We start from the raw sequence: 21,663 nt of genomic DNA, 5'->3' as shown, positions 1-21,663 counted from the left end.
TGATTATCGACGCAGCCGGCCGTGACCGCGTTGCGTCTTCCGTGCGAGCCGACCAAGGGCCGCAGGAAACTTGCTTGGAGGGGAGAACTTTTGCGAAAAGCCCGAGTCTATGGTTGCAAGCCTGAACGATGGCTGTTGCAACGCTCCTTCGAGATCACTGAGGAGTGTTCATGCTAACCCAGGAAGAGGATCAGCAGCTTGTCGAGCGCGTGCAGCGTGGCGACAGGCGAGCGTTCGATCTGTTGGTGCTGAAGTATCAGCACAAGATTCTCGGGTTGATCGTGCGTTTCGTACACGACACCCATGAAGCGCAGGACGTGGCGCAGGAAGCCTTCATCAAGGCATACCGTGCGCTTGGGAATTTTCGCGGTGACAGTGCGTTCTATACCTGGCTGTACCGCATCGCCATCAACACGGCGAAGAACTACCTGGTATCCCGTGGAAGACGGCCACCAGACAGCGATGTGAGCTCCGAGGATGCGGAGTTCTACGACGGCGATCATGGTCTCAAGGATCTCGAGTCCCCAGAGCGCGCGTTGTTGCGGGATGAAATCGAAGGCACCGTCCATCGAACCATCCAGCAACTGCCGGAAGATTTGCGTACGGCGCTGACCCTGCGCGAGTTCGATGGACTGAGTTACGAAGACATTGCCAGTGTCATGCAATGTCCGGTGGGTACCGTGCGCTCTCGAATTTTCCGCGCTCGGGAGGCCATAGACAAAGCCCTGCAACCTTTGTTGCAGGAAACCTGAGACAGCGGCGACAGCCAAGAGAGGAACCGCCATGAGTCGTGAAGCTTTGCAGGAATCGCTGTCCGCGGTGATGGATAACGAAGCGGACGAACTGGAACTGCGTCGCGTGCTGAACGCCGTCGACGATGCCGAAACCCGTGCCACCTGGTCGCGTTACCAGGTCGCCCGTGCAGCCATGCACAAGGAGCTGCTGCTGCCCAAGCTGGACATCGCCTCGGCGGTTTCCGCGGCGCTGGCCGACGAGGCCGTGCCGGCCAAGGTCAAGCAGGGCCCGTGGCGCAGCATCGGCCGCCTGGCCGTGGCCGCTTCGGTGACCGTTGCCGTGCTCGCTGGCGTGCGTTTCTACAACCAGGACGAGATCAGCGGCGCCCAGTTGGCCGCCCAGCAGCCAGCCCAGCAGGGCCTGAGCATGCCGCAGGTGCAAGGCCCGGCCGTATTGGCAGGCTATAGTGAAAGCAACGAGCAACCGACCGGGCCGATGGCCAACGGTGTGCTGCAGAACCAGGCCGGCTGGGATCAACGCCTGCCAGGCTACCTGCGCCAGCACGCCCAGGAGTCCGCGCTGAAGGGCAACGAAACCGCGCTGCCTTACGCCCGCGCCGCCAGCCTGGAAAACCGCTAAGTAAGGAGGATCATGCGCGCGCTACCTCTCCTGTCGCTGCTGCTTGGCAGCAGCCTGACGGTGCAGGCCCTGGCCGCCAATTCCTCGCCCGAGGCGAGCGAGTGGCTGAACAAACTGGCAAGGGCCGAGCAACAGCAGAGTTACCAGGGTTCCTTCGTCTACGAACGTAACGGCAGCTTCTCATCCCACGATATCTGGCATCGCGTCCAGGATGGCAAGGTCAGCGAGCGGCTGTTGCAGCTCGACGGCTCGGCCCAGGAAATCGTGCGGGTCGACGGCAAAGTGCAGTGCGTCAGTGGCAACCTGGTCAGTAGTGTGAGCGCCCCGCCGGACAATGCCGCGCGGGTGCTCGATCCTCTGAAACTGATGAGCTGGTATGACCTGAGCGTGGCAGGCAAGTCACGCGTCGCCGGGCGCGACGCCGTGGTTGTCTCGCTCACCCCCCGTGACCAGCATCGCTATGCTTTCGAACTGCACCTGGATCGCCGTACCGGCCTGCCCCTGCGCTCTTTGATGCTCAACGACAAGGGTCAGTTGCTCGAACGCTTCCAGATGACCCGCCTCGACACTGACGGCGTGCCGACCGACGCCGACCTCAGCGCCGGCGCTGCCTGCCGGCCGGTCGAACAGATTGCCTCCGGCACCTCCGAAAGCGTTGCCGGATGGCGTTCCGACTGGCTGCCGCCGGGTTTCGAGCTGGTCAACAGCTCGGTACGACGCGACCCCGAGCGCAAGAGTACCGTCAGCAGCCTGATGTATGACGATGGCCTGGCCCGTTTTTCGGTGTTCCTCGAGCCGATCGGCAACGAGTCCGGTATCGATACCCGTGCCCAGCTCGGCCCTACCGTCGCCGTGTCGCGGCGTCTGACCACGCCCAAGGGCAAGGTGATGGTCACGGTGGTCGGCGAGATTCCGCTGGGCACTGCCGAGCGTGTCGCCTTGTCGATGCGGGCTCAGGATGCCCAGGCGCGTCAATGACGGCACAGTGCCCTGACAGCTCTTGTTACACAGAGCTGACATGAAATTAAGGCATTGTCATTTGCAATCCTGCCGCAAATTTTCTATAGGTCAGGCTTCTCGGAGTCTGGCCTTTCCTGCGTCTGCGGGAACCTTACTGCTAACTACGCTCGTTGTGACGGGAGCCGTATGTCAATACCACGCTTGAAAACCTACCTATCGATGTTCGCTGCCGTGCTGATGCTCGGCCAGGTGCTCAGCGCCCAGGCCGAGGAGTCCCTGCCGGACTTCACCACCCTGGTCGAGCAGGCCTCGCCGGCGGTGGTCAACATCAGTACCAAGCAGAAGCTGCCGGATCGCCGCGTGGCCGCCGGGCAGATGCCGGACCTGGAAGGCCTGCCGCCGATGTTCCGCGAGTTCTTCGAACGCAACATGCCGCAGCAGCCGCGTTCGCCGCGCGGTGATCGCCAGCGTGAAGCGCAGTCGCTGGGGTCGGGCTTCATCATTTCCAACGACGGCTACGTGCTGACCAACAACCATGTGGTGGCCGACGCCGACGAGATCATCGTCCGCCTGTCCGACCGCAGCGAGCTGCAGGCCAAGCTGGTAGGCACCGACCCACGCACCGACGTGGCCTTGCTCAAGGTCGACGGCAAGAACTTGCCGACCGTCAAACTGGGTGATTCGGAAAAGCTCAAGGTTGGTGAATGGGTGCTGGCGATCGGTTCGCCGTTCGGCTTCGACCACTCGGTGACCAAGGGTATCGTCAGCGCCAAGGGCCGCACGCTGCCCAACGATACCTACGTGCCGTTCATCCAGACCGACGTGGCCATCAATCCGGGTAACTCCGGTGGGCCGCTGTTCAACATGAAAGGCGAGGTGGTGGGTATCAACTCGCAGATCTTCACCCGTTCCGGTGGCTTCATGGGCCTGTCGTTCGCCATCCCGATCGACGTGGCGATCGATGTGTCAAACCAGCTGAAGAAAGACGGCAAGGTCAGCCGCGGCTGGCTGGGCGTGGTGATCCAGGAGGTCAACAAGGACCTGGCCGAGTCGTTCGGCCTGGACAAGCCGGCCGGCGCCCTGGTGGCCCAGGTCCTGGAAAACGGCCCGGCAGCCAAGGGTGGCCTGCAGGTAGGCGACGTGATCCTGAGCATGAATGGTCAGCCGATCGTCATGTCCGCCGACCTGCCGCACCTGGTCGGTAGCCTCAAGGACGGCGAGAAGGCCAAGCTGGAGATCATCCGTAATGGCAAGCGCCAGAACCTGGATGTCACCATCGGCGCATTGCCCGAAGATGACGCCGACATCGGTCTTGGCGCGGGTACCGATGGCAGCGCCGAGCGCAGCAGCAACCGCCTGGGCGTGTCCGTGTCCGACCTGACCACCGAGCAGAAGAAGTCGCTGGAACTCAAGGGCGGCGTGGTCATCAAGGAAGTCCAGGATGGTCCGGCGGCCATGATCGGCCTGCGTCCGGGCGATGTCATCAGCCACCTGAACAACCAGGCCATTGCCTCGGCCAAGCAGTTCACCGAGATTGCCAAGGAACTGCCGAAGAATCGTTCGGTATCCATGCGCGTGCTGCGCCAGGGGCGTGCGAGCTTCATCACGTTCAAGCTGGCTGAGTAAGCGAGTTGAGTGATAGATAAAGGGCAGCTTCGGCTGCCCTTTATCATCGACTTTGTCACAAGGCTTGCGGGTGCAAATTTGTCCTTTACAGGCTGTAGATTGAGCCCGGTTGGACTAGTTGATAGTGAGGCGCGAGCTCATTTGTCAATTTTTCAAAAGACGAATCACCCGGCCAGTGTATCCACCGATACCGCTAGTGTTGGCCGCAAGTAGTATCTTGGAGTTTTGCTCGAATGAAATCATCGCGTTGGCTGCATCTCTGATTTCATCAGGATGGGACGCGATAGGGTCAGCCGTCCCAGTGTGATCATAACGCTGCAAGTGCAACTTATTAGACGAACCGGCACCAAAAAAGATTGCTCCGCCATCCTGCTCGATGACCCCAGTCTTCCATTCGACTCCACCTTTTTCGCGTTGTGCAATCTGCACATTACCGGCGTTGAACGTATCGTCTGGTCTTCCCGCTTCCGAGAGCTGCCAGACCCAGCCATCGGGTACGCCATCTAGCCCGTTTCGGCGACTGCCAGCTGCCAATATCTCCCCTGTGGAGCGAATGCAAAGTTGCTGTACTCTCGTGTTGTACATGGCCGCGTGTTTGGAATCATGATCAATCTGGAAGGTGAGAGTGCCGCCTTCGCCAAATGTGGTGTCCAGCGTTCCGTCAGTCCGATAACGTGAGATGAAACCTTTTTCAGTGACCTTGGACACGTAGCCGCAGATCAGCAGAGCCCCTTTGCTGATGGCCAATCCGGTGAGAGTGACTTTACCGTCTGGATGGGTAACCTCGATAAAGGACGAGTCACCGAATCCAGGCTTGCCGTCGAAACTTTGACGGTAGAGGCGAGGTGGAGTTTCTTGGCCTTCAAAGTTTGCAGTTGCAATAAGGTGGTCTTCGTGTGTGAGTAGGCTTGAACGGCCGTCCTGTAGGCGAAGAGTTGTTTCAGGTTCTTTTCTTGCTCGTGACGCCTCTACTTGCAAGCTTGAGTCAGTTGGTTGGAGAAGGTAACGTTGCTCTGGCGCTGCTGTTGCATCGCTATCAAATTTGGCAATGAGCAATCTTTTTGGGGAGTCTCGTCGCTCACTGCTCCAGCCGAGCATCCAGATTGGCGAGCTGTCCGTGCCATCGGTGGCAATTGATACACAGCCGGAATCACTGCTGGCCTTGAATAACCCGAATACGACGCCCTTTTGCTTGGGGTTTCCGAACGTCGTATCAATGCTTCCGTTCTCGTGAAAGCGAGTGACCGCGTAATAGTGGGTAAGCGATCCACTGTCCTGTATCTTTTCTGTCACGGCGGCTGCCAGTAACTTTTGACCGTAGCGAACGAAATCGATTACATGTCGGTCAGTAGAGTTGTCATACATGGGGAGTATTGCAATTCCGCTCCCGTTGAATTCATTGTCGAGCACATAGGACGTTGCCATTGCCGTTACCTCGCGAGTGTGAGAGCTTCAAAGCTATGCTCACTCGATCCCCCACGATACTGGCAAAAATATCAGGTAACCTCCTGCCTCACCCAGGCAACGAGCGGGCATGGCGATGGCCCGTCGCTTGAGGTACAATTCCCGGCTATTTTTCGGCGGGCGTCCGGCTCGCAGCCTTTTCGAGTGTTGACCCGTGAGTGATTTGAGTCATATCCGCAATTTCTCCATCATCGCCCACATCGACCATGGCAAGTCGACGCTGGCCGACCGTTTCATCCAGATGTGCGGTGGCCTGTCGGCGCGCGAAATGGAAGCCCAGGTCCTCGACTCCATGGACCTGGAGCGCGAACGCGGTATCACCATCAAGGCCCACAGCGTCACGCTGCACTACAAGGCGCAGGATGGTAAAACCTACCAGCTGAACTTCATCGACACCCCCGGCCACGTCGACTTCACCTATGAAGTCTCGCGCTCGCTGGCGGCGTGCGAGGGCGCGCTGCTGGTGGTCGATGCCGGCCAGGGCGTCGAGGCGCAGTCGGTGGCCAACTGCTACACCGCCATCGAGCAGGGGCTGGAAGTCATGCCCGTGCTGAACAAGATGGACCTGCCCCAGGCTGACCCGGACCGCGTCAAGGACGAGATCGAGAAGATCATCGGCATCGACGCCACCGACGCCGTGGCTTGCAGTGCCAAGAGCGGCATGGGCGTCGACGAGGTGCTCGAGCGCCTGGTGCACACCATCCCCGCGCCGACCGGTGAGATCGATGCCCCGCTGCAGGCGCTGATCATCGACTCCTGGTTCGACAACTACCTGGGCGTGGTCTCGCTGGTGCGTGTGCGCCAGGGCCGGGTCAAGAAGGGCGACAAGATCCTGGTCAAGTCCACCGGCAAGGTGCACCTGGTCGACAGCGTCGGCGTGTTCACGCCCAAGCACACCCAGACCGCTGATCTGAAAGCCGGTGAAGTGGGCTTCATCATCGCCAGCATCAAGGACATTCACGGCGCGCCGGTGGGCGATACCCTGACCCTGTCCAGCACCCCGGAAGTCGAAATGCTGGCGGGCTTCAAGAAGATCCAGCCACAGGTTTACGCCGGCCTGTTCCCGGTCAGCTCCGACGATTTCGAAGACTTCCGCGACGCCCTGCAGAAGCTGACCCTGAACGACTCGTCGCTGCAATACATGCCGGAAAGCTCCGACGCCCTGGGCTTCGGCTTCCGTTGCGGCTTCCTCGGCATGCTGCACATGGAGATCATCCAGGAGCGCCTGGAGCGCGAATACGACCTGGACCTGATCACCACCGCGCCAAGCGTGATCTACGAGCTCGAGCTCAAGACCGGCGAGACCATCGTCGTCGACAACCCATCGAAGCTGCCGGACGTCTCGTCCGTTACCGACTTCCGCGAGCCGATCGTCACCGCGACCATCCTGGTGCCGCAGGAGCACCTGGGCAACGTCATCACCCTGTGCATCGAGAAGCGTGGCGTGCAGCGCGACATGCAGTTCCTCGGCAGCCAGGTGCAGGTGCGCTACGACATGCCGATGAACGAAGTGGTCCTGGACTTCTTCGACCGGCTCAAGTCCACCAGCCGCGGCTACGCGTCGCTGGACTACCATTTCGACCGCTACCAGTCGGCCAACCTGGTCAAGCTGGACGTGCTGATCAACGGCGACAAGGTCGATGCCCTGGCCCTGATCGTGCACCGCGACAACGCCGCCTACAAAGGCCGTGCGTTGACCGAAAAGATGAAGGAACTGATCCCTCGGCAGATGTTCGACGTGGCGATCCAGGCAGCTATCGGCGGCCAGATCATTGCGCGGACAACCGTCAAGGCGCTCAGAAAGAACGTACTGGCCAAGTGCTACGGTGGTGACGTCAGCCGTAAGAAGAAGCTGCTGGAGAAGCAGAAGGCCGGTAAGAAACGCATGAAGCAGGTGGGTAACGTGGAGATTCCACAGGAAGCCTTCCTCGCTGTGCTCAGGTTGGATAGCTAGGTCCTATGTCGCTAAATTTCCCGCTGTTGCTCGTCATCGCCGTTGCCGTCTGCGGTCTGTTGGGTCTGATCGACCTGCTGTTCCTGGCCCCGCGCCGGCGGGCGGCGATCGCCAACTACCAGGGCAGCGTCAGCCAGCCCGAAATGGCCGTGGTCGAACGCCTGAACAAGGAGCCGTTGCTGGTTGAGTACGGCAAGTCGTTCTTCCCGGTGCTGTTCATCGTGCTGGTGCTGCGCTCGTTCTTGGTAGAGCCGTTCCAGATCCCGTCGGGGTCGATGAAGCCGACGCTGGAAGTGGGCGACTTCATCCTGGTGAACAAGTTCTCCTACGGCATTCGCCTGCCGGTGATCGACAAGAAGGTCATCGAAGTGGGTGATCCGCAGCGCGGGGATGTGATGGTGTTCCGCTATCCGAGCGACCCCAACGTCAACTACATCAAGCGTGTGGTTGGCCTGCCGGGCGACGTGATCCGCTACACCGCCGACAAGCGCCTGTTCGTCAATGGCCAGGCGATTGCCGAGCAGCTGGTCGGCAGCGAGCCGGGCACCCTGGGCAGCGCCGAGCTGTACAAGGAGAAGCTCGGTGAAGCCGAGCACCTGATCCGCAAGGAAATGACCCGCTATCGCATGCCGCCGGACCAGCAATGGACCGTGCCGGCCGGTCACTACTTCATGATGGGTGACAACCGCGACAACTCCAACGACAGTCGTTTCTGGGATGATCCGAACATTCCCAAGGAACTGCACGGCATGGTTCCGGACCGGAACATCGTCGGCAAGGCCTTCGCGGTCTGGATGAGCTGGCCAGAGCCGAAACTCAGCCACTTCCCGAACCTGTCGCGGGTCGGGCTGATCCATTGAGTAACGACGGCGCTGTCCACGGACGGCGCCGATTGCATTTCTGACATAGGCTGTGTTCTCAGGGAACGAGGCTTTCGCCGTTGCTGGCGTCAGACCGCAGTCAAACCGTCTTTCAGGATGTTGATTTGAACAACGCGTTGAACATTGCCGGGGTCGCCCCATGAGTGGTTCCCTTGCACGCCTGGAGCGCAAGCTCGGCTACACCTTCAAGAACCAGGACCAGATGCTGCTGGCCCTGACCCATCGCAGCTACGCCGGGCGCAATAACGAGCGCCTGGAGTTCCTTGGCGATGCCATCCTCAACTTCGTGGTCGGCGAGGCGCTGTTCGAGCGCTTCCCGCAAGCGCGTGAAGGCCAGTTGTCGCGTCTTCGCGCCCGTCTGGTCAAGGGCGAGACCCTGGCGCGGCTGGCCCGCGGCTTCGACCTGGGCGAATACCTGCGCCTGGGCTCGGGTGAGCTGAAAAGCGGTGGTTTTCGTCGTGAGTCGATTCTTGCCGACGCCCTCGAAGCCCTGATCGGTGCGATCTACCAGGACGCCGACATGCAGACCGCGCGCGAGCGAATCCTCGCCTGGCTGACCGACGAGTTCGATGGCCTGACCCTGGTCGACACCAACAAGGACCCCAAGACGCGCCTGCAGGAGTTCCTGCAGTCGCGTGCCTGCGAGTTGCCACGTTACGAAGTGGTGGATATCCAGGGCGAACCGCACTGCCGGACCTTCTTCGTCGAATGCGAAGTGGTCCTGCTGAACAAGAAAAGCCGCGGCCAGGGCGTGAGCCGGCGTATCGCCGAGCAGGTCGCCGCCGCCGCCGCATTGATCGCCCTGGGCGTGGAGAATGGCAATGACTGAGAATACTTCGACCCGCTGCGGCTATGTGGCCATCGTCGGTCGCCCCAACGTGGGCAAGTCCACGCTGCTCAACCATATCCTCGGCCAGAAGCTGGCGATCACCTCGCGCAAGCCGCAGACCACCCGCCACAACATGCTCGGCATCAAGACCGAGGGTGACGTGCAGGCGATCTACGTCGACACCCCCGGCATGCACAAGGCCAATGACAAGGCGCTGAACCGCTACATGAACCGCAACGCCTCGGCGGCCCTGAAGGATGTCGACGTGGTGATCTTCGTGGTCGACCGCACCAAGTGGACCGACGAAGACCAGTTGGTGCTGGAGCGCGTGCAGTACGTGACCGGCCCGCTGATCATCGCGGTCAACAAAACCGACCGCATGGAAGAGAAGGCCGAGCTGATTCCGCACCTGCAGTGGCTGCAAGAGCAACTGCCGAACGCCGAGGTGATGCCGATTTCCGCGCAGCAGGGGCACAACCTCGAAGCGCTGGAAGCACAGATCGCCAAGCACCTGCCCGAGAACGATCACTTCTTCCCGGAAGACCAGATCACCGACCGTAGCAGCCGCTTCCTCGCCGCCGAGCTGGTGCGCGAGAAGATCATGCGTCAGCTCGGTGCCGAGCTGCCGTACCAGATCACCGTGGAGATCGAGGAGTTCAAGCAGCAGGGCCATGTGCTGCACATCCATGCGCTGATCCTGGTTGAACGCGACGGCCAGAAGAAGATCATCATTGGCGACAAGGGCGAGCGCATCAAGCGCATCGGCTCCGAGGCGCGCAAGGACATGGAAGTGCTGTTCGACTCCAAGGTCATGCTCAACCTTTGGGTCAAGGTCAAAGGCGGCTGGTCCGATGACGAGCGCGCCCTGCGCTCGCTGGGCTACGGCGACCTGTAATACGCCGACCGGGCCCGTGCCTCTTGTGGGAGCGGCGGTGCGGCGGCCCGACTTGTCCCGCGAAAGCCATCGCGGGGAAAGTCGGGCCGCCGCATCGCCGCTCCCACAGTCATTTATGACGTCGAGAAATCGCTGATGGATCAACCCACCCCCCAGCCGGCCTACGTGCTGCACAGCCGTGCCTACAAGGAAACCAGTGCGCTGGTGGACTTTCTTACCCCGCAAGGCAAGGTACGCGCCGTGCTGCGCCGGGCGCGGGGCAAGGGCGGCAGCCTGGTGCGGCCGTTCGTGCCGCTGGAGGTGGAGCTGCGCGGGCGCGGCGAGTTGAAGAACGTCGGCCGCCTGGATGCTGTCGGCATTGCTTCCTGGTTGCACGGTGATGCGCTGTTCAGCGGGCTGTACCTCAACGAGCTGCTGATGCGCCTGCTGCCCGCCGAGGCGCCGCACCCGGCGCTGTTCGAGCACTACACCCTGACCTTGCAGGCCCTGGCCGCCGGGCGTGCGCTGGAGCCGCTGTTGCGCTCCTTCGAATGGCGCCTGCTTGATGAGCTGGGTTACGCCTTTTCGCTGGAACATGACGTCAACGACAGCCCTGTGGTCGCCGAAGGCCTTTATCGCCTCCAGGTGGACGCCGGCCTCGAGCGGGTCGAACTGTTCCAGCCTGGGTTGTTCAAGGGCGGCGAACTGCTGGCCCTGGCCCAGGCCGACTGGGAGGCGCCCGGCGCCTTGCTCGCCGCCAAGCGCCTGATGCGCCAGGCACTGGCGGTCCACCTGGGGCCCAAGCCATTGGTCAGCCGGGAACTGTTTCGCAAGCGCTGAGCAGCACGTATGCTGTGGCCCTCAACTTTCAGGAGTGCCCCTTCGTGACTCACAGCAACCGCATGCTTCTCGGTGTCAATATCGACCACGTGGCGACCCTGCGCCAGGCTCGGGGCACCCGCTATCCGGATCCGGTCAAGGCCGCCCTGGACGCCGAGGAAGCGGGTGCCGACGGCATCACCGTGCACCTGCGCGAAGACCGCCGGCACATCCAGGAGCGCGACGTGCTGCTGCTCAAGGACGTGCTGCAGACCCGCATGAACTTCGAGATGGGCGTCACCGAAGAGATGATGGCCTTCGCCGAGAAGATCCGCCCGGCGCATATCTGCCTGGTGCCGGAAACCCGCCAGGAACTGACCACCGAAGGCGGCCTCGACGTCGCTGGCCAGGAGGCGCGAATCAAGGCAGCGGTCGAACGCCTGTCGCGTACCGGTGCCGAGGTGTCGCTGTTCATCGATGCCGACGAGCGGCAGATCGAGGCCTCGCGCCGTGTTGGCGCCCCGGCCGTCGAGTTGCACACCGGCCGTTACGCCGATGCCGAGACGCCGACCGAAGTCGCCGAGGAGCTCAAGCGCATCGTCGATGGCGTGGCGTTTGGTGTTGGCCAGGGCCTGATCGTCAATGCCGGTCATGGCCTGCATTACCACAACGTCGAGGCAGTGGCCGCGATCAAGGGCATCAACGAGCTGAACATCGGCCATGCGCTGGTGGCCCATGCACTGTTCGTCGGCTTCAAGGCCGCAGTGGCCGAGATGAAAGCGCTGATCGTCGCCGCTTCGCGTTGATTTTCTAACCGTCTGCACCGGCCTCATCGCCGGCAAGCCGGCTCCCACAGGTACTGCGCAGCACTCAAGGCCAGTGCGATCCATGTGAGAGCCGGCTTGCCGGCGATGAGGCCGTTGGCATCAACCACTTACTCCGCTCGAAACACCAGGGTGAAGCGGGTAGGGCCCAAAGGGCTGCTCCTCACCTCGACCCGCCCCCCATGCAATTGCATGATCGACTTGACGATCGCCAACCCCAGCCCGGTTCCGCCCTCCAGCCGTGAACGCCCGGCACCTGCCCGGTAAAAGCGTTCGAACAGGTGCGGCAGGTGCGCCTCTTCAATCCCCGTGCCCTGGTTCTGCACCCACACGGCAATCTCGTTGCCCAGCCGCTCGATGCCCACGGCGACCGGCTTGCCCTCCGGAGCATGGCGAATCGCATTGCTCAGCAGGTTTGACAGCGCCCGCTGGAACATCAACCGGTCCGCCAGGGCCGTGCCCCAGCCTTGCAGGTGCAGGGAGATGCCCTTGAGCTCGGCACTGAAGGCGAACAGTTCACTCACCCGGGCCACTTCGTCCGCCAACGTCAGGGGCGCCAGGGCAACCTGGGTCTGCGGCTGGCTGACCTGGGCGAGGAACAGCATGTCGTTGATGATGCGGTTGAGGCGGGTCAGTTCCTCGACGCTGTCTTCGAGGGCTTCGCGGTACTTGTCGCCGTCACGCTCGCGGGCCAGGGTCACCTGGGCCTTGCCCATCAGGTTGCCGATCGGCGTGCGCAGCTCGTGGGCGAGGTCGTCGGAGAACTGCGATAGCTGACGCACGCCTTGGTCGAGCCGGTCGAGCATGATGTTGATGGCGCCCGCGAGATTGGCCAGCTCGCTCGGCAAGCCCTCGTCGGGCAGCCGGTGAGTAAGGTCCTGGGCCGAAACCTGCCCGGCGATCCGGCGGAAGTGCCGCAACGGACGCAGGCCGCGCTGCACCAGCTTCCAGGCGGCGATGCCGATCAGCACCAGCAGCAACGGCAGGGCCAGTAGCGTCGAGTGCAGATAGGCTTGCAGCAGGCTGTTGTCGTCGCTGCGGTTGAGCGACATCAACACTTTTACCGGGGTGTCGTCGCGCAGGCGCATCAAGCGGCTGGCGGTGAGGATCTGATTGTCGCCGTCGTCGCGCCAGGCATGGAAGGTCAGCCGCTCGTCCGCTTCCAGGTTCAGCAAATGCTGGGACTGCATGGCCGGGCCAAGGCTGAGCAGCGCCGGATGGCGGCCATTGACGGCCAGCACGCTGAGGCTGAGGTTGTCGTGGCCCATGACCAGGTCGAGCAGGGGATGGGCGCGGGCACTGAGGTCGTCGCTGCGCAGGTCCACCCGCAGGTTATGCTCGACCTGCTGCATCTTGCGCGCCAGGTCCTTGCGTGCCCGGCTGTCCAGTTCGTGATCGAGGGCAAATACCGCCAGGCACGCCAGCAGCAGCACCAGCGCCGCGACCAGCAGGGTGACGCCCAGGCCCAGGCGCAGCGACAGGCTGGGGCGCTTCACGCCCGCGCCTCGAGCACGTAGCCGACGCCGCGCAGGGTGTGGATCAGCTTGTCGTCGAAGGGGTCGTCGATCTTCGCCCGCAGGCGGCGGATCGATACCTCCACCACGTTGGTGTCGCAGTCGAAGTTCATGTCCCACACCAGCGAGATGATCTGGGTGCGTGACAGCACCTCGCCGCTCTGGCGCATCAACAGATGCAGCAGGGCGAACTCCTTGGCGGTCAGGTCGATGCGCTGGCCGCCGCGCCAGGCGCGGTGGCGGCCTGGGTCGAGTTCGAGGTCGGCGACCTTCAATGTGCTTGGCTGCAGGCGCTGGTCGTTGCGCCGGAGCAGGCTGCGGATACGCGCCAGCAGCTCGGGGAATTCGAACGGCTTTAGCAGGTAGTCGTCGGCGCCCAGGTCCAGTCCCTTGACCCGATCGGCGAGACGACCGTGGGCGGTGAGCATCATGATCCGTGTGGAGGATTCGGCGCGCAGGCGCTGCAGTACGCCCCAACCATCGAGCCCGGGCAGGTTGACGTCGAGGATCACCAGGTCGTAGGGCTGCTGGCGGGCCAGGTGCAGACCGTCGGTACCGGTGTAGGCGCAGTCGACCACATAGCCGTTCTCGCGCAGGCCCTGTTGCAGGTAGTCGGCGGTGCGGGGTTCGTCCTCGATGATCAGTAGGCGCATGGTCGGGCTCTGTGTGGAAAGGGGGCGATTCTCGACCCTGTAGTGACATCAGGGTCAAGCGGCAAGGATGTTACTGGATGCGAATGGCGATAAGAGGAGGATTGCTGATTTGTAATCTGTGGGTCATATGGGCGACAGGCTTGTCGCAATCGGGGCAAGCCCGCTCCCACGTGGTTCTGCGGGGATTTCAGGACTGTAATGTCCGCCTCACCTTGGCGTTAGCTCCCGCTTGCGATGATGGCCCTGTCGAAACGGTTATCACGAGGCAAGCACGATGAACCTGACCAAGTACCTGCTGCTGGCAATCCTCGCCCTGGGCAGCACCAGTGTTTTCGCCGAGGGTGGCGCGGAGCGTTCCAAGCAATTCTGGCAAGCCTTCCGCGAGGACCAGGCGCGTCTGCATGGCGACAAGCAGCAGGCCGTGGCCGAGCGTGAGCGCAAGGCCGAAGAGAAGGCCCGCGAGCTGGCCAAGGATTGAGCACCACACGCCTGCGCCGCCACAGCTCCTCGGCGCAGGTGAGCCTCGGCGCCCGAACGGGCGCCTTTTTTATTTGCGCGCCAGCAATGTGGCGCGGCGTGGCGCCGGCAGGCCTTCGATGGTCTTGCCGTGGTCGTTCGGGTCGAGGAAGTCGCCCAGGGACTGGTAGCGCATCCACTCGGTGCTGCGTTGTTCCTCGACGCTGGTGACGCTGACATCGACACAGCGCACATCGCTGAAACCGGCGCGACGCAGCCAGCGCTCCAGGGCCGGCACCGACGGCAGGAACCATACGTTGCGCATCTGCGCGTAGCGGTCCTCGGGCACCAGCACCTGATTTTCGTCGCCCTCGATCACCAGGGTTTCCAGCACCAGCTCGCCACCCTTGACCAGGCAATCCTTGAGCGCCAGCAGGTGCTCGATGGGCGAGCGGCGGTGGTAGAACACGCCCATGGAGAACACGGTGTCGAAACCTTCGAGGTTGGCCGGCAGCTCTTCGAGGGCGAACGGCAGGTGCCACGCCGGCAAGTCCGGCAGGTATTGCTGCACGGCCTGGAACTGGCAGAAGAACAACCAGTTGGGGTCGACGCCGATGACCATGTCGGCGCCGGCGCCGAGCATGCGCCACTGGTAGTAGCCGTTACCGCAACCCACGTCGAGCACGCGCTTGCCCTTGAGGTCCAGGTGCGGGCCGACCCGCGACCATTTCCAGTCCGAGCGCCATTCGGTATCGACATGCACGCCGAACAGGTCGAACGGGCCCTTGCGCCAGGGCGACAGGCCCATCAGCGCCTGGCGCATCTGCGCCCGAGTGGCGTCGTCGCAGTCGCAGTCCAGGCGCAGGCCGTCGACCAGGTCGACTTCGCTCGGGGTCAGCTGCGGCAGTGCGTCGAGGGCGCCGCGCCAGCGATCGAGGTCGCCGTGGCCTTTTTCCAGCTTGCTCTCGAGTTGCGCCTGCAGGCCTTGGGACCAGGTGGCAAGGGGGGTGCCCGCCAGGCGGCGGACAAGGGGAGACAGATCGATCATGGCAGGGCTATCAGCGAGGCGAAGTTGAGGCATTGGAACCAGGGCACGACCTTGGAGAAGCCGGCGGCGCGCAGGCGCGCTTCATGGGTTTCCAGGGTGTCGGGTTTCATCACGTTCTCGATGGCGCTGCGCTTCTGGGCGATTTCCAGTTCGCTGTAGCCATTGGCACGCTTGAAGTCCAGGTGCAGCTCGTTGAGCAGCTCCTGCTCCTGGGCGTCAGTGAAACGCAGTTTCTCCGAGAGAATCAGCGCGCCGCCCGGCAAAAGTGCCTGGCGGATGCGCGCAAGCAGTTCCAGGCGCTGCTCGGGAGCGACGAACTGCAGGGTGAAGTTCATCGCCACCACCGAGGCCGGCTCGAAGGGCAGGGCGAGAATATCGGCCTCCAGCACCTGCACCGGCAGCAGCTCCTGGAACATCGAGTCCTGGGCGGTGAGGTATTGGCGGCAGCGCTCGACCATGGCCGCGGAGTTGTCCACCGCGATCACCCGGCAGCCGTCCGTGCGCACGTGGCGACGCAGCGCCTGGGTCACCGCGCCCAGCGAGGTGCCGAGGTCGTACAGTGCGGAGCCCGGCTGGGCGAAGCGCGCGGCCAGCACGCCGAGGTTCTCGACGATGGTCGGGTAACCGGGCACCGAGCGCTTGATCATGTCCGGGAACACCTGCACCACGTCTTCGTTGAAGACGAAGTCGGGCACCTGCTCCAGGGGTTGGGCGAATAGGCGGTCGGGTTGTTTGCTCACGGTGGGTCCAGGCGGCTGGCAATCTACAGGGGCGGCATTCTAGCCAAACCACGGCAAGCTTGCATGACTGGCTGACCGGCGCCGTTCGCTCAGTTGACCCGAATGGCGCAATCGAAGGTCTGTACCGGACGTACTTCCGGGGCCCAGGGCTGCTGGTAGACCAGGATCAGGTGGCCCTCGCCGGCGGCCTTGGCCTGGAAGCGCCAGCTGGACAGGCCGCCGCTGCCGACGATGCCGGCTTGCTCCGGAGAGCTGTATACCTCGGGGCCGAGGCTGCGCAGGATCTCCGAAGCCGGGTTCTGCACCAGCCAGCGGTAGCCGGTGGTGGGGTTGCTGGGCAGGGTGAGGGTCAGGGTCTGGCCGACCTGCAGGCGCTTGGGACATTCGCTTTCTCCGTCCAGTTCGACGGTGCGTTGCGGTTGCTGGGCGCAGGCGGTGAGCAGGGCCAGGGCGGCGGGAACGAGCAGGCGAGGGAGGGACATGTTGGCTCCTGAAGCTGGAATGGCCTGAGGATAACCGAAGCTGTCGCAAGTTTGTGTGGTCTGCGTGGGCCCTATCGCCGGCAAGCCGGCCCCACAAGTAGGATACATGCCGCACTTTGTGGGAGCCGGCTTGCCGGCGATAGGGCCGCAACGCGGCCCCGTCCTCTTTAGAACAATACTTTCGCCACGTCGGCAAAGCGCTTGGCGAAGTGCACGCTCAGCCCTTCCTTCAGGTAGTCAGGCAGCTCTTCGAAATCGCCACGGTTGGCCTCCGGCAGGATCAGCTCGAAGATCTTCTGGCGCCGCGCGGCGATCACTTTCTCGCGCACCCCGCCGATCGGCAGCACCTGGCCGGTCAGGGTCAGCTCGCCGGTCATGGCCACGCCTTTCTTCGGCGCCTGGTCGCGGGCCAGCGACAGCAAGGCGCTGGCCATGGTCACGCCGGCGCTGGGGCCGTCCTTGGGCGTGGCGCCCTCGGGCACGTGCAGGTGGATGAACGCCTCGTTGAAGTAGCCGGGGGTGCCACCGAACTGCTTGAGGTTCGAGCTGATGTAGCTATAGGCGATCTCTGCCGATTCCTTCATCACGTCACCCAACTGCCCGGTGAGCTTGAGGCCGCGGTTGAGGCTGTGGATATGCGTGGCCTCGATCGGCAGGGTGGCGCCGCCCATGCTGGTCCAGGCAAGGCCGGTGATAACACCCTTGCCGGCCAGCACCTGCTCGCTGCGGAACACCGGCATGCCCAGGGCGGGCTCGAGGTCCTTGGCGGCGATCTTGAGCTTGGCGTCCGGGTCTTCCAGCAGTTTGACCACCGACTTGCGCACCAGCTTGCCCAGCTGTTTCTCCAGCTGACGCACACCGGCTTCGCGGGCATAGCCCTCGATCACCGCACGCAGCGCGGCGTCGTTGATGCTCAGGCTGGTCTTGGCCACGCCGGCCTTGTCCAGCTGCTTGGGCCACAAGTGCCGCTTGGCGATGGCCAGCTTTTCTTCGGTGATATAGCCGGACAGGCGGATCACTTCCATGCGGTCGAGCAAGGGGCCAGGGATCGAGTCCAGGGTGTTGGCGGTGCAGACGAACAGCACCTTGGACAGGTCCAGGCGCAGGTCCAGGTAGTGGTCGAGGAAGTCGACGTTCTGTTCCGGGTCGAGGGTTTCCAGCAGCGCCGAGGCGGGGTCGCCCTGGTAGCTCTGGCCCATCTTGTCGATCTCGTCGAGCATGATCACCGGGTTCATCACCTCGACCTCCTTCAGCGCCTGCACCAGCTTGCCCGGCTGGGCGCCGATGTAGGTGCGGCGGTGGCCCTTGATCTCGGCCTCGTCACGCATGCCGCCGACGCTGAAACGGTAGAACGGCCGGCCCAGGGATTCGGCGATGGACTTGCCGATGCTGGTCTTGCCCACTCCGGGCGGGCCCACCAGCAGCACGATGGAGCCGCTGATCTCACCCTTCCAGGCGCCGACGGCAAGGAACTCGAGAATGCGTTCCTTGATGTCGTCGAGCCCGGCGTGGTGGCGGTCGAGTACCTTGCGCGCGTGCTTGAGGTCGAGCTTGTCCTTGCCGTACACACCCCAGGGCAGCGCGGTGGCCCACTCCAGGTAGTTGCGGGTGACGGCATACTCCGGCGAGCCGGTCTCGAGGATCGCCAGCTTGCCCATCTCTTCGTCGATACGTTTTTTCGCCTGCTCGGGCAGGGTCTTGCCCGCCAGGCGCTGCTGGAACTGCTCCACGTCGGCGCTGCGGTCGTCCTTGGTCAGGCCCAGCTCCTGCTGGATGACCTTGAGCTGTTCCTTTAGGAAGAATTCGCGTTGGTGCTCGCCGATCTGGCGGTTCACCTCGGCGGAGATCTCATTCTGCAGGCGGGCGACCTCGACCTCCTTGCGCAGCATCGGCAGGACCTTTTCCATGCGCTTGAGCATGGGCACGCAGTCGAGCACTTCCTGCAACTGGTTGCCGGTGGCCGAGGTGAGGGCGGCGGCGAAGTCGGTCAGTGGCGATGGATCATTGGGGCTGAAGCGGTTGAGGTAGTTCTTCAGCTCTTCGCTGTACAGCGGGTTGAGCGGCAACAATTCCTTGATCGCGTTGATCAGGGCCATGCCGTAGGCCTTCACCTCGTCGGTGGGCTCCGCCGGCTGACGTGGGTATTCGACCTCCACCAGGTAGGGCGGGCGGTGGTGCTTGAGCCAGGTGCGGATGCGCACGCGGGTCAGGCCCTGGGCGACGAACTGCAGCTTGCCGCCTTCGCGGCTGGCGTGGTGCACCTTCACCAGGGTGCCGTATTCGGGCAGGGCCTTGGTGTCGAAGTGGCGGTGGTCTTCCGGCGGGGTGTCCATGAAGAACAGCGCCAGGGAGTGGTGCGGGGTCTTGGCGACCAGGTCGAGGGTTTCGGCCCAAGGTTCTTCATTGACGATCACCGGCAGCACTTGCGCGGGGAAGAACGGGCGGTTGTGGATCGGGATCACGTACACCTTGTCCGGCAGCTGCTGGCCGGGCAGGGCGAGATGGTGACCGGGTGCGGTCGCGGGATCGAGATGTTCGACTTCGCTGTGTTCGTCGGGGTGTTCCGGGAAATCCTGCTGGTCGCTCATGGGGCACCTGCGTGAATGGCTATGGTGCTTAGATGGGGCGGTGGTTGGCAGGTTTCAATGGTAGACGAAGGGGGGAGAACTGCGGGGGGAAACAATAGCGGGGCAAGCCCGCTCCCTCGATGGGAGCGGGCTTGCCCCGCGACAGGCGTGACGCTTACTCAGCCAATTTGTAAGCGATGATGTAGTCGCCCATTTTCGTGCCGAGCGAGCCATGGCCGCCCGCGGTCACCAGCACGTACTGCTTGCCATCCTTGCCGGTGTAGCTCATCGGCGTCGCCTGGCCGCCTGCCGGTAGGCGAGCCTTCCACAGCTCCTGGCCGTTCTTCACGTCGTAGGCGCGCAGGTACTGGTCCAGGGTGCCGCTGAGGAAGCCGACGCCGCCGGCAGTGACGATCGAGCCACCCATGCTTGGCACGCCCACCGGCATGCCGATCGGCACCGGGGTGCTGTCACGGGTGGTGCCGTTCTTGTGCTTCCACACCACTTTGTTGGTGAACAGGTCGATGGCCGCTACGTAGCCCCAGGCCGGCGCCTGGCACGGAATGCCCAGTGGCGACATGAACGGGTGCATGGTCACGGCGTACGGCGCACCGGTGTTCGGCTGCACGCCGCTGGTCTCGCTTTCGCGTTTGCTGCCTTCGGCGACCTGCTCGCGTGGGACCATCTTCGACACGAAAGCCATGTAGTTCGGCGAGGTGAAGAGGATCTGGCGCACCGGGTCGACCGAGACGCTGCCCCAGTTGAACACGCCCACGTTGCCTGGGTAGACCAGGCTGCCCTGCTCGGACGGCGGGGTGTACTGGCCTTCGTAGCGCAGGCTGCGGAACTGGATGCGGCAGAGCATCTGGTCGAACGGCGTGGCGCCCCACATGGCCTGTTCGGTCAGGTCAGGGCCGAGCAGGTTGAGGTCGGAACGGGCCTGGGTTGGCGCAGTGTGGTCGCCCTTGACCGCGCCTTGGGGGACCGGGATCTCGCGGATCGGCACGATCGGCGTGCCGTCGCGGCGGTCGAGCACGTACAGGCTGCCTTGCTTGGTCGGCACGATGACCGCCGGCTTGACGCCGTCGTCGGTCTTCAGGTGCACCAGGGTGGGCTGGCTGCCGACGTCCATGTCCCACAGGTCGTGATGGGTGAACTGGTAGTTCCAGCGCGCCTTGCCGGTGGCCAGGTCCAGGGCGACGATGCCGGCGCTGTACTTCTCGGCGCCCGGGGTGCGGTCGGCGCCCCACTGGTCAGGGGTCTGGTTGCCCAGCGGCAGGTAGATCATGCCGAGGTCTTCGTCGACGCTGGCGATCGACCACATGTTGGCCGAGTTGCGGCTGTAGAACTTGCCGTCGGCCAGGGGCTTGGTGTCGTCCGGGTTGTTGCTGTCCCAGTTCCATACCAAGTGGCCGTCGTGCACGTCGTAGGCGCGGATCACGCCAGACGGCTCGTTGGTCGACTCGTTGTCGGTGACGTGGCCACCGATGATCACCAGGCTGCGGGTGATCGCGGCCGGCGAGGTGGAGTAGTAGCCACCGGCGGTGAACGGGCCGATGCCACGGGTCAGGTCGATCACGCCCTGGTTGGCGAAGCCTTCGCAGACCTTGCCGGTGTCGGCGTTGATGGCGATCAGGCGGGCGTCGGCGGTGGGCAGGTAGAGGCGGCGCGGGCAGGCCTGGGCCACGGCCTGGCCTGCGTCGGTGATCTTCGGCGCGGGGCTGCCGTCACGGCTGACGTAGCTGTTCTCGTCATAGTACGAGACGCCGCGGCAGGTCATGTGGGCGAAGCCCTTGAAAGTACCGGTGGGGCTCTTGACCTGCGGATCAAAGCGCCAGATCTCGGCGCCGGTGTCCGGGTCCAGCGCCAGCAGACGGCTGTGGGCGGTGCAGGCGTAGAGCATGCCGTTGACCTTCAGCGGCGTGTTCTGGTTAGTCAGCTCCACCGGGTCGTTCTCGGTCGGCAGGTCGCCGGTGCGGATACGCCAAGCCTCTTCCAGGCGGTAGGCGTTCTGCGGGGTGATCTGGCGCAGCGGCGAGTAGCGGTCACCGTGCTCGGTGCGGCCATAGGCCTGCCATTCACCGTCGGGCATGGCCGGGGCGGCGCTGCCCATCTCGCTGTTGTCGCGGGTGAACTCGCCACGGATTTCGCCCGGGTGAGTGAACTGGCTGGCCACCGCAGTGGCGCCGGAGGCGACCACGGCGACGCTGAGCAGGGCGGTGTTGACCTTCGACGCGGGGCCGACCAGCGGGCGGCGCGCCCACGGCAGCAGCAGGACCACGCCGATGGCGAACCAGATGGCCAGGCGTGGCACCAGCTGCCACCAGTCCAGGCCCACTTCCAGCAGCGCCCACGCGGTGCTGCCCAGCAGTACCAGGCCATACAGGCCCAGGGCGATGCGACGCTTGGCCAGCAGCAGGATGCCGGACAGGGCGAAGCCGATACCGGCAATCAGGTAGTAAAGCGAGCCGCCCAGCTGGCTCAGCTTGATGCCGCCGGCCAGCAGGGCCAGGCCCATCAGCAGCAGCAGCACGCCCATCAGGCGCGGTAGCCAGCGGGTTCCATTCTTGGCACCGTCAGTGCTCATCGTCTGTTCTC

At 63.6% G+C, this 21,663-nt stretch carries 19 protein-coding genes; 11 read left to right on the top strand and 8 right to left on the bottom strand.

Annotated features, from left to right (window positions below):
* Positions 1 to 170: 170 nt before the first annotated feature.
* The 4 genes from rpoE (at position 171) to CCOS191_RS21010 (ending at position 3,960) form a co-directional block, all read left to right on the top strand.
* Positions 171 to 752 (top strand): RNA polymerase sigma factor RpoE, encoded by a 582-nt coding sequence (rpoE, locus tag CCOS191_RS21025; protein WP_010220971.1) that lies wholly within the window; start codon positions 171 to 173, stop codon positions 750 to 752.
* Between the two features lie 31 nt (positions 753 to 783).
* Positions 784 to 1,374, top strand: coding sequence for a sigma-E factor negative regulatory protein (locus CCOS191_RS21020; RefSeq protein WP_046856843.1), 591 nt, complete (start codon positions 784 to 786; stop codon positions 1,372 to 1,374).
* 12 nt (positions 1,375 to 1,386) lie between these two features.
* A complete protein-coding gene (locus tag CCOS191_RS21015; protein ID WP_046856842.1) occupies positions 1,387 to 2,352 on the top strand; it encodes a MucB/RseB C-terminal domain-containing protein in 966 nt (321 codons plus the stop codon).
* A gap of 201 nt (positions 2,353 to 2,553) precedes the next feature.
* Positions 2,554 to 3,960 carry a DegQ family serine endoprotease gene (locus CCOS191_RS21010; protein ID WP_442963678.1) on the top strand — a complete coding sequence of 469 codons (1,407 nt, stop codon included), beginning with the start codon at positions 2,554 to 2,556 and terminating at the stop codon, positions 3,958 to 3,960.
* A gap of 144 nt (positions 3,961 to 4,104) precedes the next feature.
* On the opposite strand, the gene CCOS191_RS21005 is transcribed toward CCOS191_RS21010, so the two are convergent.
* Positions 4,105 to 5,385 (bottom strand): hypothetical protein, encoded by a 1,281-nt coding sequence (locus tag CCOS191_RS21005; protein ID WP_046856840.1) that lies wholly within the window; start codon positions 5,383 to 5,385, stop codon positions 4,105 to 4,107.
* A 193-nt stretch (positions 5,386 to 5,578) separates the two neighbouring features.
* Between CCOS191_RS21005 and lepA the strand changes: the two genes are divergently transcribed.
* From lepA to pdxJ, 6 genes are all read left to right on the top strand, one after another.
* Positions 5,579 to 7,378 (top strand): translation elongation factor 4, encoded by a 1,800-nt coding sequence (lepA, locus tag CCOS191_RS21000; RefSeq protein WP_038705563.1) that lies wholly within the window; start codon positions 5,579 to 5,581, stop codon positions 7,376 to 7,378.
* A gap of 5 nt (positions 7,379 to 7,383) precedes the next feature.
* Positions 7,384 to 8,238 carry a signal peptidase I gene (gene lepB / locus CCOS191_RS20995; RefSeq protein ID WP_046856839.1) on the top strand — a complete coding sequence of 285 codons (855 nt, stop codon included), beginning with the start codon at positions 7,384 to 7,386 and terminating at the stop codon, positions 8,236 to 8,238.
* A gap of 160 nt (positions 8,239 to 8,398) precedes the next feature.
* Positions 8,399 to 9,088 carry a ribonuclease III gene (rnc, locus tag CCOS191_RS20990; RefSeq protein ID WP_023630413.1) on the top strand — a complete coding sequence of 230 codons (690 nt, stop codon included), beginning with the start codon at positions 8,399 to 8,401 and terminating at the stop codon, positions 9,086 to 9,088.
* Positions 9,081 to 9,983 (top strand): GTPase Era, encoded by a 903-nt coding sequence (era, locus tag CCOS191_RS20985; protein WP_031315023.1) that lies wholly within the window; start codon positions 9,081 to 9,083, stop codon positions 9,981 to 9,983. The genes rnc and era overlap by 8 nt, the downstream gene beginning before the upstream one ends.
* Before the next feature lie 135 nt (positions 9,984 to 10,118).
* Positions 10,119 to 10,802: a DNA repair protein RecO gene (recO, locus tag CCOS191_RS20980; RefSeq protein ID WP_046856838.1), complete on the top strand. Its 684-nt coding sequence runs from the start codon at positions 10,119 to 10,121 to the stop codon at positions 10,800 to 10,802.
* A 62-nt stretch (positions 10,803 to 10,864) separates the two neighbouring features.
* Positions 10,865 to 11,587, top strand: a complete 723-nt coding sequence (gene pdxJ, locus CCOS191_RS20975) for a pyridoxine 5'-phosphate synthase (RefSeq protein WP_442963677.1) — start codon at positions 10,865 to 10,867, stop codon at positions 11,585 to 11,587.
* Between the two features lie 128 nt (positions 11,588 to 11,715).
* On the opposite strand, the gene CCOS191_RS20970 is transcribed toward pdxJ, so the two are convergent.
* Entirely contained in the window at positions 11,716 to 13,101 is a 1,386-nt protein-coding gene (locus tag CCOS191_RS20970; protein ID WP_046856836.1) for a heavy metal sensor histidine kinase, read from the bottom strand.
* Entirely contained in the window at positions 13,098 to 13,772 is a 675-nt protein-coding gene (locus tag CCOS191_RS20965; RefSeq protein WP_046856835.1) for a heavy metal response regulator transcription factor, read from the bottom strand. The genes CCOS191_RS20970 and CCOS191_RS20965 overlap by 4 nt, the downstream gene beginning before the upstream one ends.
* A gap of 274 nt (positions 13,773 to 14,046) precedes the next feature.
* On the opposite strand from CCOS191_RS20965, the gene CCOS191_RS20960 reads away from it, so the two are divergent.
* Positions 14,047 to 14,250 (top strand): hypothetical protein, encoded by a 204-nt coding sequence (locus CCOS191_RS20960; protein WP_046856834.1) that lies wholly within the window; start codon positions 14,047 to 14,049, stop codon positions 14,248 to 14,250.
* A 69-nt stretch (positions 14,251 to 14,319) separates the two neighbouring features.
* Here the strand turns inward: CCOS191_RS20960 and cmoB are convergent, their stop codons facing one another.
* The 5 genes from cmoB to CCOS191_RS20935 all read right to left on the bottom strand — a co-directional run bounded on the left by cmoB (position 14,320) and on the right by CCOS191_RS20935 (position 21,652).
* Positions 14,320 to 15,276, bottom strand: a complete 957-nt coding sequence (gene cmoB, locus CCOS191_RS20955; RefSeq protein ID WP_046856833.1) for a tRNA 5-methoxyuridine(34)/uridine 5-oxyacetic acid(34) synthase CmoB — start codon at positions 15,274 to 15,276, stop codon at positions 14,320 to 14,322.
* Complete coding sequence (cmoA, locus tag CCOS191_RS20950; protein WP_046856832.1) at positions 15,273 to 16,016, bottom strand: carboxy-S-adenosyl-L-methionine synthase CmoA; 744 nt, start codon at positions 16,014 to 16,016, stop codon at positions 15,273 to 15,275. Before cmoA ends, cmoB begins: the two co-directional genes overlap by 4 nt.
* 89 nt (positions 16,017 to 16,105) lie before the next feature.
* Positions 16,106 to 16,498, bottom strand: coding sequence for a protease inhibitor I42 family protein (locus CCOS191_RS20945; protein WP_046856831.1), 393 nt, complete (start codon positions 16,496 to 16,498; stop codon positions 16,106 to 16,108).
* Positions 16,499 to 16,665: 167 nt separating this feature from the next.
* Positions 16,666 to 19,086, bottom strand: coding sequence for an endopeptidase La (gene lon, locus CCOS191_RS20940; protein ID WP_046856830.1), 2,421 nt, complete (start codon positions 19,084 to 19,086; stop codon positions 16,666 to 16,668).
* A gap of 154 nt (positions 19,087 to 19,240) precedes the next feature.
* Positions 19,241 to 21,652, bottom strand: coding sequence for a glucose/quinate/shikimate family membrane-bound PQQ-dependent dehydrogenase (locus CCOS191_RS20935; protein ID WP_046856829.1), 2,412 nt, complete (start codon positions 21,650 to 21,652; stop codon positions 19,241 to 19,243).
* Positions 21,653 to 21,663 lie beyond the last annotated feature (11 nt).

The sequence above is a fragment of the Pseudomonas sp. CCOS 191 genome (assembly GCF_001007005.1).
Classification (GTDB): domain Bacteria; phylum Pseudomonadota; class Gammaproteobacteria; order Pseudomonadales; family Pseudomonadaceae; genus Aquipseudomonas; species Aquipseudomonas soli.
Note: the sequence above shows the minus strand (reverse complement) of the source record. Positions and strands in the feature narration are given on the sequence as shown.